Here is a 12,373-nt window from a genome sequence, read left to right as displayed (position 1 = left end):
TGGATAGGTAATTTGGCGAGATTATACGATGATCAAACAAAGGACACTTAAACGTATCGTTCAGGCGACTGGCGTCGGTTTACACACCGGCAAAAAAGTCACCCTGACATTACGCCCTGCGCCGGCCAATACCGGGGTCATCTATCGTCGCACCGACTTGAATCCACCGGTAGATTTCCCGGCCGATGCCAAATCTGTGCGTGATACCATGCTCTGTACGTGTCTGGTGAATGAGCATGATGTACGGATTTCAACCGTTGAGCACCTGAACGCTGCTCTGGCGGGCTTAGGTATCGATAACATCGTTATTGAGGTTAATGCCCCGGAAATCCCGATCATGGATGGCAGTGCCGCTCCGTTTGTCTACCTGCTGCTTGATGCCGGTATTGATGAACTGAACTGCGCCAAAAAATTCGTACGCATCAAAGAGACTGTTCGGGTTGAAGATGGCGATAAATGGGCTGAATTCAGACCGTACAATGGTTTTACGTTGGATTTCACCATCGACTTTAACCATCCGGCGATCGATTCCAGCAGCCAGCGCTACGCGATGAACTTCTCTGCGGATGCGTTCATGCGCCAGATCAGCCGTGCGCGTACCTTCGGTTTTATGCGTGATATCGAATATCTGCAGTCCCGCGGCCTGTGCCTGGGCGGCAGCTTCGATTGTGCCATCGTTGTTGACGATTATCGCGTATTGAACGAAGACGGCCTGCGTTTTGAAGATGAATTCGTTCGTCACAAAATGCTTGACGCGATCGGTGACTTGTTCATGTGTGGTCACAATATTATTGGTGCGTTTACCGCGTATAAATCCGGTCACGCATTGAATAACAAATTGTTACAGGCAGTCCTGGCAAAACAGGAAGCCTGGGAATTTGTGACCTTCCAGGACGACGCAGAACTGCCGTTGGCTTTCAAAGCGCCTTCGACGGTACTGGCATAACGACATACGCTGTCGTATAAAATTCGACTGGTTAACCTGGCACTCTCTCCGGCCAGGCGAGCCAGTCGTTTTTTTTACTATTCTTTATCTGCGCTTTCCTTAATACAGCCATTTTGACAGGGTTAAATGGAAACACGGCGCGTTCGCTGTTTTCTTAGCCGATTTTCACCTTAGCTTCTCGTCATTACTGCTGTAGCGCGTACGCTTTAATGATAAGATTTGTGCGCAAATTGTTTTGATTCCGTAAGCCCATGAGGGGCATATCAGGTGGCAATGACGTGAGTGGAATACTGACGCGCTGGCGACAGTTAGGCAGACGATACTTCTGGCCGCATCTCTTATTAGGGATGGTCGCGGCGAGTTTTGGTTTGCCCGCGCTCAGTAACGCCGCCGAAACCAATACGCCTGCAAGGACGACCGCCAGCACCGCGTCTAAAGTTAACTTTAGCCATCTTGCGCTGTTAGAAGCCTCTAACCGTCGTCCCAATTTCACCGTAGATTACTGGCATCAGCACGCTATTCGCACGGTGATTCGCCACCTTTCTTTTGCAATGGCGCCGCAAACGCTGCCCGTTGCCGATGCGCCGTCGCCATTACAGGCGCATCATATCGCCTTACTGAATACGCTCAGCGCGATGCTCACGCAGGAGGGCACGCCGCCGGCGATTGTTCGCCGCCTCTCCCTGGCGTATTTTGCGCCACAAACCGCATTTAGCATCCCGGCCTGGATAAGTCAGGCGCAGGGTATCCGCGCCGGTCCGCAACGTCTCAGCTAACGAAAAAAGACCCTTTTACTTTATTTGTAGCTCCGCGGCGCGGGGCATTTGAGACTTTATTATGCTAATCAAATTATTAACCAAAGTATTCGGTAGCCGTAACGATCGTACGCTGCGTCGTATGCGTAAGGCCGTCAGCCTTATTAATGCGATGGAACCGGAGATGGAAAAACTCTCCGATGACGAACTGAAAGCGAAAACCAACGAATTTCGCGCCCGTATTGAAAAAGGCGAAAGCGTAGAGAGCCTGATTCCGGAAGCGTTCGCGGTGGTGCGTGAAGCCAGTAAACGCGTCTTTGGGATGCGTCACTTCGACGTTCAGCTATTGGGTGGTATGGTGCTCAACGATCGCTGTATCGCCGAAATGCGTACTGGTGAAGGTAAAACGCTGACCGCAACGCTGCCAGCCTACCTGAACGCGCTGTCCGGTAAAGGCGTTCATGTGGTAACCGTGAACGACTATCTGGCGCAGCGTGACGCCGAAAACAACCGTCCGCTATTCGAATTCCTCGGCATGTCCGTTGGTATCAACCTGCCAGGTATGCCTGCGCCAGCTAAACGTGAAGCTTACGCTGCCGACATCACTTACGGCACTAACAACGAATACGGTTTTGACTACCTGCGCGATAACATGGCGTTCAGCCCGGAAGAGCGCGTGCAGCGTAAACTGCATTATGCGCTGGTGGATGAGGTCGACTCCATCCTGATCGATGAAGCGCGTACGCCGCTGATTATTTCCGGCCCGGCGGAAGATAGCTCGGAAATGTACAAAAAAGTGAACAAAATCATTCCGCACCTGATTCGTCAGGAGAAAGAAGATTCTGACACTTTCCAGGGAGAAGGCCACTTCTCCGTTGATGAGAAAGCGCGCCAGGTTAACCTGACCGAACGCGGTCTGGTGCTGATCGAAGAGCTACTGGTGCAAGAAGGCATTATGGATGAAGGCGAGTCGCTCTACTCGCCTGGCAATATTATGCTGATGCATCACGTCACCGCCGCGCTGCGCGCGCACGCGCTGTTTACCCGTGACGTGGATTACATTGTGAAAGACGGCGAAGTCATCATTGTTGATGAACATACCGGTCGTACCATGCAGGGGCGTCGCTGGTCTGACGGTCTGCACCAGGCGGTAGAAGCGAAAGAAGGCGTTGAAATTCAGAATGAAAACCAGACGCTGGCGTCTATTACCTTCCAGAACTACTTCCGTCTGTATGAAAAGCTGGCCGGTATGACCGGTACGGCGGATACTGAAGCCTTCGAATTTAGCTCTATCTATAAGCTGGACACCGTCGTTGTTCCGACCAACCGTCCGATGATCCGTAAAGATTTGCCGGATCTGGTCTACATGACCGAAGCGGAAAAAATCCAGGCCATTATCGAAGATATTAAAGAGCGTACCGCGAACGGTCAGCCAGTGCTGGTCGGGACGATTTCTATCGAGAAATCTGAAGTGGTCTCCAGAGAGCTGACCAAAGCGGGCATCAAACATAACGTCCTGAACGCAAAATTCCACGCCAACGAAGCAGGCATCGTTGCGCAGGCTGGTTATCCAGCGGCGGTCACAATCGCTACCAACATGGCGGGGCGTGGTACTGATATTATGCTGGGCGGTAGCTGGCAGGCGGAAGTCGCCGCGCTGGAAGCGCCGACGGAAGAACAGATTGCGCAGATTAAAGCGGACTGGCAGGTACGCCATGACGCGGTTCTGGCTGCCGGCGGTCTGCATATTATTGGCACCGAGCGCCATGAATCCCGCCGTATCGACAACCAGCTGCGTGGCCGTTCCGGTCGCCAGGGCGATCCGGGTTCTTCCCGTTTCTACCTGTCGATGGAAGATGCGCTGATGCGTATTTTCGCCTCCGATCGTGTCTCCGGTATGATGCGTAAACTGGGGATGAAGCCGGGCGAAGCGATTGAGCACCCGTGGGTGACGAAAGCTATCGCTAACGCGCAGCGTAAAGTAGAAAGCCGTAACTTCGATATTCGTAAGCAACTGCTGGAATATGATGATGTGGCGAACGATCAGCGCCGTGCAATTTATACCCAGCGTAACGAACTGCTGGATGTGTCTGACGTGAGCGACACCATTAACAGCATTCGCGAAGATGTCTTTAAGGCGACTATCGACGCCTACATTCCGCCGCAGTCGCTGGAAGAGATGTGGGACATCCCGGGTTTGCAGGAACGCCTGAAAAACGACTTCGACCTGGAGCTGCCGATTGCCGAATGGCTGGATAAAGAGCCGGAGCTGCATGAGGAGACGCTGCGTGAGCGCATCCTGGCGCAGTCTATCGAAGTGTATCAGCGTAAAGAAGAGGTGGTTGGCGCTGAAATGATGCGTCATTTCGAAAAAGGCGTGATGCTGCAAACGCTCGATTCCCTGTGGAAAGAGCACCTGGCGGCGATGGATTACCTGCGTCAGGGTATTCATCTGCGCGGCTATGCGCAAAAAGATCCGAAGCAGGAATACAAGCGCGAATCCTTCGCTATGTTCGCCGCGATGCTGGAATCGCTGAAATATGAAGTGATCAGTACCCTGAGCAAAGTCCAGGTACGTATGCCGGAAGAGGTCGAAGCGATGGAAATGCAGCGTCGCGAAGAGGCGGAGCGCCTGGCGCAGATGCAGCAGTTAAGCCATCAGGATGACGATGCCGCCGTGGCTGCCGATCTGGCCGCCCAAACCGGCGAACGTAAGATTGGACGTAACGATCCTTGCCCTTGTGGTTCCGGTAAGAAATACAAACAGTGTCACGGTCGCCTGAGCTAATGCGATAAACTTACCGGCCTGATAAGACATGATGTGTTGCCATCAGGCCGGTGCTGGCATTATTGCCGAAGGGCGCTACGCTTATTCGGCCTGGCATTGAACACAGATAAAAAGGCGCAGGCGACTGCGCCTTTTTTATGGATGCAACAAGATGAAAAAACTGCAAATCGCGGTTGGGATTATCCGCAACCCGAACGACGAAATTTTTATTACCCGACGCGCCGCGGATGCGCATATGGCGAACAAGCTGGAATTTCCCGGCGGAAAAATTGAAGCCGACGAAACACCTGAGCAGGCGTTGATCCGGGAGCTACAGGAAGAGGTGGGGATTACGCCAACACAGGTGACATTATTCGACACTCTGGAATATCAATTCCCGGATAGACACATTACGCTGTGGTTTTGGCTGGTTGAACGCTGGGAGGGCGAACCGTGGGGGAAAGAAGGACAGCCGGGACGGTGGATCGCGCAAAACGCGTTGAATACGGACGATTTTCCACCGGCCAATGAACCGATTATTCGTAAATTACGCCAATTTGCGCCTTAGTGGGGGATCGCAACACGATCCCCATCGATCTTATTAGCGATTTAATGTCGACATAATTTCCGGCCAGTAGCGGGGGCCGGCCGCGGCGTCGTGAGGAAAAACCGCCTCAATTGCCGTCAGCTCCTGCGGGCTTAGGGTCAGTGATAACGCGCCAGGGTTTTCTGGCGCAGTGGCGGCTACGTTTCTGTTATAGCCTAATCTCGCCGATTTTATTGGTATTATCCCGGCCGCGCGCATATGGCGCCAAAACTACGCGTATTTATTGATTATTTTTGTCATAAGGCGATATTGCCGTCTCAACAGAGCCATCACTGTTAGCGCTCTTCGCTCCAGTCGTCGCTATCAGACTGGTCGCCGCTGCTGGCGATTCGTTTCTCTTCGGCGGCCCATTCGCCCAAATCAATTAACTGACAGCGTTTAGAACAAAATGGACGGAAGGGGCTAATTTCCCCCCAGACGACCGGTTTACCGCAGGTCGGACAGTTTACGACGGTCACGTCAGACATTTTTACTCCTTAGCAACAGGCCAGTTCAAAATCAAGACGCTCCGGCACCAGACCATTTTCACTATCCAGCGGCATAAAGCGAATGGCAAAACGGCTCTTATGGCCGGAAATTTGCGGATAAAGTTGTGAATCGAGCGTCAGCATAAGACGCAGCAAATCGGCGTCGTCCCCGTTATCCTGATAAAAACCGTTCAGGCTGGTTTGCTTACGGAAAGGCGCTGAATTTCGGATCAGATCAAGTACCAAAGTCAGCGCCTGGGTGAGGGGATTCAGGCTGGCAAGCCAGCTTTCAATCTGGGCGTCGCGCTGCGCCTGTTGTAGGTGCAACCAGATATGCAGAGTGGGTAAATCGAAACTGCAACAGCCGCCAGGAATACTTAGGCGTTGACGCACAAGGGCAATCAAGCGATCTTCGCGTAGCTGCTGGCCAATCCTCGGGGCGGAGATCAGCACGCTGCCCGCGGATTTTAACTGCTGGCGCAGGGCTTCAATACGGTCTTGATCGACGCCGGGAACCTCAACCCAGGCCTGTAATTTACGCTGCTGGCGCTCCAGTTCTTTCAGCAGTTCGGTACGGACTTCGCCCCGTTCGAACACATCCAGTAGATCGCTGATGTTACGGAAAAAATGCAGTGCGCCAGCATGGTCTGCAATTGGCAGGTTGATGGAGAGCTGTTGGATCAAAAACTCTATGCGCAGCCACGTACGCATCTTCTCATTGAGAGGGTGTTCAAATAGGACCTGGGTGTGCATTACGGTTTTTCCTGTGAGACAAACTGCGACGCGAGCTTAAGATAACTGGCGTGCAGGCGGGCCACATCTGATGCGATAGCATCCGGTGCGCCGTTATTATCAATAACATCGTCCGCCACGGCAAGGCGCGCTTCACGCGTCGCCTGCGCAGCGAGAATGTGTTCAACATGCTCGCGCGTAACATCATCACGCTGCATTGTGCGCATAAGCTGCGTTTCAGGCGTCACGTCAACCACCAGTACGCGGTTGGCTTTTTGATACAGCTTGTTTTCAACCAGCAGAGGCACAACCCATAACACATAGGGCGACGTAGCCTGTTGAAACTGTCGTTGGGTTTCCTGCTGAATTAAGGGATGAAGCAGAGCGTTAAGCCAGGCTTTTTCTTCCGGATGCGAAAAAATACGCTCACGCAGCGCCCGGCGACGTAACGTGCCGTCGGCGGCGATAAGTTCAGAACCAAAATGTTCCGCTATTGCGTTCAGGGCGGGCTGCCCTGGCTCAACCATCTGGCGCGCGATAATATCCGCGTCGATGACGGTTATTCCGAGGTCAGCGAAGGCATCAGCGACGGTACTTTTACCGCTGCCAATACCGCCGGTTAAGGCTACGGTATACCTCATATCTCCAGCTTCCGGAATTTTAGTTTGATAATCAAAAGGTTAAATTTTAAACATACAAAGACGATGCGCTCTGAGCATTAACCTACTATTCGCCAGGTAAATTTATGGGATTGTAACGTAAAAAAAGAGAATTTCGCAGTCTTGTACGGCCATGATTAGTGCGTATGATAGCGTCACTGGAGTTGTGAGTTTCGATTTTTCGCCATTAACCCCAGGAATCCGCACATGCGTATTGAAGAAGATCTGAAGTTAGGTTTCAAAGACGTTCTTATCCGTCCTAAACGTTCTACCCTCAAAAGCCGTTCCGATGTCGAACTGGAACGTCAATTCACCTTTAAACACTCAGGTCAGACCTGGTCTGGCGTACCGATTATCGCGGCCAATATGGATACCGTCGGGACGTTTGAAATGGCGCAAGCATTGGCCGGGTTTGATATTCTGACTGCTGTACATAAACATTATACCGTTGAAGAGTGGGCAGCTTTTATCAACAAGGCTTCGGCTGATGTTCTGAAGCATGTGATGGTTTCCACCGGGACCTCTGATGCTGATTTCGAAAAAACCGTGCAGATTCTGGCGCTGAATCCTGCGCTGAACTTTGTCTGTATTGATGTGGCCAATGGCTATTCAGAACATTTTGTGCAGTTCGTCGCGAAAGCACGTGAAGCATGGCCGACAAAAACAATCTGCGCAGGCAATGTGGTAACGGGTGAGATGTGCGAAGAGCTTATCCTCTCCGGCGCCGATATCGTGAAAGTGGGAATTGGTCCCGGCTCCGTATGCACGACGCGTGTAAAAACCGGCGTTGGTTATCCGCAACTGTCGGCGGTTATCGAATGTGCTGACGCGGCGCATGGCCTGGGCGGTATGATCGTCAGCGATGGCGGCTGCACCATGCCAGGCGACGTAGCAAAAGCCTTTGGCGGCGGCGCGGATTTCGTTATGTTGGGCGGCATGCTGGCGGGTCACGAAGAGAGCGGCGGCAGCGTGGTAGAAGAGAACGGCGAGAAATTTATGCTGTTCTACGGCATGAGTTCGGAATCTGCGATGAACCGTCATGTCGGCGGCGTTGCGAAATACCGCGCGGCAGAAGGTAAAACGGTTAAATTGCCGCTGCGTGGGCCGGTGGGCAATACTGCCCGCGATATCCTGGGCGGTCTACGCTCAGCCTGCACTTATGTCGGCGCGTCTCGCCTGAAAGAGTTGACCAAACGCACCACCTTTATTCGGGTGCAGGAACAAGAAAACCGCATTTTCAATAGCCTCTAATATTCTGGCTGGCGTAAATGTGCGCCAGCCTTATCCCATCCCGCTCATCGCGTCTCCCAGATGAAAAATCGGCAAATACATCGCCACCACCAGCGTACCGATAATTAAACCGGTGATGATCAATAACGCCGGTTCCAACAGCGACGCCAGATTATCGGCCAGCGCCAGCGTAGTTTCACTGTGGTGACGGGCAAGGTTATGCAGCATGATATCGAGTGAACCGGACGCTTCGCCCGTTCTGACCAGTTGCAGGCATAGCGGACTAAATTCCTGGGTATTTTTTAGCGCCAACCAGACCGGATTGCCCGCGGCGATCTCCTGATGTACCTGCATTAAACGCTGTGACCAGTAAGGGCAGCCGAGACTCTCGATAGCGCTTTCCAGTCCCTGAAGAAAAGGAATGCCTGCGCTTTGGGTTAATGCCAGTACGGTGAATATTTGCGCTAGTTTCTGGCCTCTTATCAGGCGACCCATAACGGGAAGCCGTAGCAGAAGTCGTTGCCGCTGCGCTTGCCAGGACGGTTTTTGTTTTACCCTGCGGTGAGCGATAGCAATGAGCATCGTCAGGAACAAGATGAGCCAACCCCATGTCGACCCCCATTGCGCTATCGCGATAATACCGCGCGTCAGAAGAGGGAGCGGGGTATTGAAGCTACGGTAAATGGCGGCAAATTCCGGCAGAACAAAGTGCAGCATGGCGAAAACGACCAGGGCGGCCATTGTCAGAATAATGGCGGGATAGCGCAGCGCCTTTTTCACGCTAACCGTAATCTGCCGTTGCGCTTTTTGCTGACGGGCCAGTTCAAAGCAGCATTCGGCCAGTTTGCCGGTCAGTTCTCCGGTGCGGATCATCGTCTGGTAGAGCGGCGGAAATACCTGCGGCCAGGAGACTAATGCGCTGGAAAAAGGGACGCCCTGTTCAAGCTCGTGAGCCAGCGTGCGCAACAGCGCTTGCCATTGTCGGTGTGGATGCTGTTGCGCAAGGAGTTCCAGCCCTTCAGAAAGCGTCAGCCCGGCATGAATGAGCGTGGCCAACTGATGAATAATTTCAGCGCTTTGCTCTTCTTTCCACAGTGCGGCGTTAACGCCCATGCGCTTGATGCGAAGCGGCATAATGCGCTGATGTTGCAGGGTGATGATCAGCGCCAGACGATTGTTCGCCCATACAACGTCTTGTTCCAGTTGACCTTTATCGTTAACGCCTTGCCAGCGCCAGAGCTGTTTAACGCTCATGGGGCATTCCCAGAACGCGCAGTATCTCTTCAAAGGACGTCATGCCTTGTTCAACGGCGCGACAGCCATTTTCAAAAAGCGTCCCTGTACCGGTCTGTTGGAGGTGGGCTTCCAGTGCTTGCGCCGATGCGCCGCTCGCAATTAACTGACGTAATGCCGGGGTAACGGTTAACACTTCGAATAACGCGGTTCGGCCATAAAAGCCGTGGTAGCAATGCTGACAGCCGTTTGCCTGCCAGCGCGGTAGCGCGCTGGGCCAAAGATTGGGCGATAGCACTACGGGATCGTTCAGGCGCTGTTTGCAGTGCGGGCAAAGCTTCCTTACCAGGCGTTGCGCTACCACCAGCGTAAGCGCCGATGAGATCATCCAGCGTGCTACGCCCATTTGCTGCAAACGTATCAGCGTTTCACTGGTGGAGTTCGTATGGAGCGTTGAAAGTACCAGATGGCCCGTTTGTGCCGCCTTAATGGCGATTTCTGCGGTGTCGCCGTCACGAATTTCACCTACCATGATGATGTCAGGGTCCTGGCGTAAAAGCGCGCGCAGCACATTTTGAAAGGTGAGCCCGGCGCGGGGATGGATCTGCGTCTGGTTAATCCCATCCAGTGGAATTTCTATTGGATCCTCAACGCTACAGAGGTTGATACCCGGCGTATTCCGGGTTTGTAGCGCGCTGTATAGCGTGACCGTTTTTCCGCTACCGGTGGGGCCAGTCACCAGTACCAGCCCCTGAGGTTGCTGTAGGGCTTGTCTAAAAGCGGTAAGTTGTGCCCCGTACATGCCCAGCGTGTCCAGATCCAGCGTTTGTTCAACCTGATGCAACAACCGTAAGACGACTTTTTCGCCTTCTTTACAGGGAAGCGTGGCGATACGAAAAGAGATGCTGTTGCCCGCCAGGTCAACGGTAAATTGCCCGTCCTGCGGCAGCCGATGTTCAGCGATGTCCAAATTTCCCAGGACTTTCAATCTGGCCGTCAGCGCAAGCCCCATCTCTTTGGCGATGTCCTGCAGAATATGAAGAACGCCATCGATGCGGAGCCTTATCCGGTAGCGGCTGGCGCCTGGTTCGAGATGGATATCAGAGGCGCGTTTCGCCATCGCCGAGCGTAATGTCTGATTGAGAAGCTGGGCCGCGGTTTCTCCGCCTTTCGCGGCGTTTGCCGAGGGTGCCTGATCCGGCTTATGCCGATGATTTTCCATTTGCTGGCGAGTCCAGCACACAATATCAATCTGTTTTTGCGTGGCGAAATGCAGAGCGTCCAGTAACGCATGAGAGGGCGCGTCGACCACCGCAACAGTGATACTGTTGCTGGCGCTATTGATCAGTACAGCCTGATGACGTTGACACAAGGTGTTGAGCTGAGCGTCTTTCATCTTGTCTCCTTAGTTGGCGTCAAAACGGAAGACATCTTCACAAGCCTGTTGTAACGCGCTGTCGCTTTGAATATTGCAGTTACGCGTCCAGCCGGTAATGCCGTTAGCATTGTCCCAGGCGGGCGTCATGATGACGCTAAGCCCGCTCAGACTCTCCTGGCCGGTAAGCGTGATGACGCCTTTTTCCACGCTCATGCCCGAAACATAACGGGTGATGATGGGCGAGGGGATACCGTTGACGCCCGCATCGCATGTGCTCGTCCCACCATGTTCCAGAGCGCAGAGTTCGACGGCGGTACGGTAGGGGACAAACGTTTGCAACATATCCGTCAGCGCCGCTTTACGCAGATAGTTCTGGTAAGCCGGAATGCCAATGGCGCTTAAAATGGCGATGATGCCAATAACGACCATCAGTTCGATAAGCGTGAAACCGCGTTGTTTTTCCATTGTTCGCTCCTTGAGTTAGCTGGCGCTACTGTGGCAAACGCGGGAAGAGCGGGCGAGCGGCAAAAGGTAAAACGGGAAGGCGGATTCTGAAGATTTTCGCTGCGTTACATGACACGGCAACGTTATTGCGAGGCGCTACGAATATTTTACCGAATCACGACGCGGATCTACGGACAGGTGATTTATAGACCCGACGGCGCAGCGCCATCGGGTGGAGAGGATCAGCGAAAACGCATGGAGAGATCGAGCGCGCGTACGTGCTTGGTCAGCGCGCCAACGGAGATGAAATCCACCCCGGTTTCAGCAAATTCGCGTAAGGTTTCCGCGGTGACGTTGCCGGATACTTCCAGCCGCGCCTGGCCGTTGACGCGTTTCACCGCCTCGCGCATCTGGTCGGTGTTGAAATTATCCAGCATGATAATATCCGCGCCTGCTTTCAGCGCATCGTCCAGTTCATCCAGATTTTCGACCTCGACTTCTACCGGCACGTCCGGATGGAGCCAGAACGCTTTTTCCACCGCCTGACGAACAGAACCGGAGGCGATGATATGGTTTTCTTTAATCAGGAACGCGTCAGTGAGGCCCAGACGATGATTGGCGCCGCCGCCGCATAAAACTGCATATTTGAGCGCGGTGCGCAGACCCGGCAGCGTTTTACGCGTGTCGAGCAACTGGGTTTGGGTGCCAGCCAGCAGTCCAACGTAGCGGCGTACTTCACTGGCGACGCCGGAAAGGGTCTGGACAAAGTTTAGCGCCGTGCGCTCGCCGGTCAGCAATACGCGAGCGGGGCCGTTCAGTTCAAACACTGTTTGGTTGGCGTGAATGGCGTCGCCGTCATCGACATGCCAGGTGAGGCGCACATCATCGCCCGCCAGTTGGATGAAGACCTCTTCAACCCAGCGCTTGCCGCAGAAAACGCCGTCTTCACGAGTGATCACCGTGGCATGGGCTTGCGTATCTGCCGGCAAAAGTTGCGCGGTGATATCGTTGCCAGCATCGACTTCTCCACCTAAATCTTCACGCAGCGCCTGAGCAACGGCGGCAGGGATATCGAGATTAATGCGTTCCAGTAGCGCGTCACGTCGGTCGTCTGGGTTATAACGGCGAGGCGGCATGATAAAACTCCAAATTGCT

Annotated in this window: 12 protein-coding genes and 2 pseudogenes; 6 read left to right on the top strand and 8 right to left on the bottom strand. The window is 53.5% G+C overall.

All coding sequences use genetic code 11. The features are described from left to right. Positions 1-28 precede the first annotated feature (28 nt). The 4 genes from lpxC (at position 29) to mutT (ending at position 5,036) form a co-directional block, all read left to right on the top strand. Positions 29-946: a UDP-3-O-acyl-N-acetylglucosamine deacetylase gene (lpxC, locus tag J4614_RS06975; RefSeq protein WP_000595487.1), complete on the top strand. Its 918-nt coding sequence runs from the start codon at positions 29-31 to the stop codon at positions 944-946. 278 nt (positions 947-1,224) lie between these two features. Beyond that, a complete protein-coding gene (gene secM, locus J4614_RS06970) occupies positions 1,225-1,722 on the top strand; it encodes a secA translation cis-regulator SecM (RefSeq protein WP_000014336.1) in 498 nt (165 codons plus the stop codon). A 61-nt stretch (positions 1,723-1,783) separates the two neighbouring features. Then, the gene (gene secA / locus J4614_RS06965; RefSeq protein WP_000905754.1) at positions 1,784-4,489 is read left to right on the top strand and encodes a preprotein translocase subunit SecA; all 2,706 of its coding nucleotides are present in this window, start codon (positions 1,784-1,786) and stop codon (positions 4,487-4,489) included. 151 nt (positions 4,490-4,640) lie between these two features. Next, a complete protein-coding gene (mutT, locus tag J4614_RS06960) occupies positions 4,641-5,036 on the top strand; it encodes an 8-oxo-dGTP diphosphatase MutT (RefSeq protein WP_000736058.1) in 396 nt (131 codons plus the stop codon). A gap of 33 nt (positions 5,037-5,069) precedes the next feature. Here mutT and J4614_RS22025 read toward each other — a convergent pair. Then, positions 5,070-5,198 (bottom strand): annotated as a pseudogene (locus J4614_RS22025) (aldo/keto reductase); the annotation flags it as partial. 36 nt (positions 5,199-5,234) lie between these two features. On the opposite strand from J4614_RS22025, the pseudogene J4614_RS06955 reads away from it, so the two are divergent. After that, positions 5,235-5,354: pseudogene (locus J4614_RS06955) on the top strand (LysR family transcriptional regulator); the annotation flags it as partial. On the opposite strand, the gene yacG reads toward J4614_RS06955, so the two are convergent. Genes yacG through coaE form a run of 3 tightly spaced genes read right to left on the bottom strand, consistent with a single transcriptional unit; the run spans position 5,351 to position 6,915 of the window. Beyond that, the gene (yacG, locus tag J4614_RS06950) at positions 5,351-5,542 is read right to left on the bottom strand and encodes a DNA gyrase inhibitor YacG (RefSeq protein WP_001286419.1); all 192 of its coding nucleotides are present in this window, start codon (positions 5,540-5,542) and stop codon (positions 5,351-5,353) included. The pseudogene J4614_RS06955 and the gene yacG sit on opposite strands and share 4 nt — an antisense overlap. Before the next feature lie 9 nt (positions 5,543-5,551). Continuing rightward, complete coding sequence (gene zapD / locus J4614_RS06945) at positions 5,552-6,295, bottom strand: cell division protein ZapD (RefSeq protein WP_000557441.1); 744 nt, start codon at positions 6,293-6,295, stop codon at positions 5,552-5,554. Continuing rightward, entirely contained in the window at positions 6,295-6,915 is a 621-nt protein-coding gene (coaE, locus tag J4614_RS06940) for a dephospho-CoA kinase (RefSeq protein ID WP_115286342.1), read from the bottom strand. Before coaE ends, zapD begins: the two co-directional genes overlap by 1 nt. Positions 6,916-7,140: 225 nt before the next feature. Here coaE and J4614_RS06935 point away from each other — a divergent pair, with 225 nt between their 5' ends. Continuing rightward, entirely contained in the window at positions 7,141-8,184 is a 1,044-nt protein-coding gene (locus J4614_RS06935) for a GMP reductase (RefSeq protein WP_001217361.1), read from the top strand. A gap of 30 nt (positions 8,185-8,214) precedes the next feature. Here the strand turns inward: J4614_RS06935 and hofC are convergent, their stop codons facing one another. The 4 genes from hofC to nadC form a co-directional block, all read right to left on the bottom strand. Further along, positions 8,215-9,417 (bottom strand): protein transport protein HofC, encoded by a 1,203-nt coding sequence (hofC, locus tag J4614_RS06930; RefSeq protein WP_208293112.1) that lies wholly within the window; start codon positions 9,415-9,417, stop codon positions 8,215-8,217. Next, a complete protein-coding gene (gspE, locus tag J4614_RS06925) occupies positions 9,407-10,792 on the bottom strand; it encodes a type II secretion system protein GspE (protein ID WP_208293111.1) in 1,386 nt (461 codons plus the stop codon). The genes hofC and gspE overlap by 11 nt, the downstream gene beginning before the upstream one ends. 9 nt (positions 10,793-10,801) lie before the next feature. Next, positions 10,802-11,239 carry a prepilin peptidase-dependent pilin gene (ppdD, locus tag J4614_RS06920; RefSeq protein WP_076934752.1) on the bottom strand — a complete coding sequence of 146 codons (438 nt, stop codon included), beginning with the start codon at positions 11,237-11,239 and terminating at the stop codon, positions 10,802-10,804. A gap of 221 nt (positions 11,240-11,460) precedes the next feature. Continuing rightward, positions 11,461-12,354, bottom strand: coding sequence for a carboxylating nicotinate-nucleotide diphosphorylase (gene nadC, locus J4614_RS06915; RefSeq protein ID WP_001135136.1), 894 nt, complete (start codon positions 12,352-12,354; stop codon positions 11,461-11,463). Between the last annotated feature and the right edge of the window lie 19 nt (positions 12,355-12,373).

The sequence above is a fragment of the Salmonella sp. 32031103-2018-00083-FB-01-SM-01 genome (genome assembly GCF_017571995.1).
Classification (GTDB): Bacteria; Pseudomonadota; Gammaproteobacteria; order Enterobacterales; family Enterobacteriaceae; genus Salmonella; species Salmonella enterica.
The sequence above is the reverse complement of the archived record's forward strand: the minus strand, read 5'-3'. Positions and strand labels throughout refer to the sequence as shown.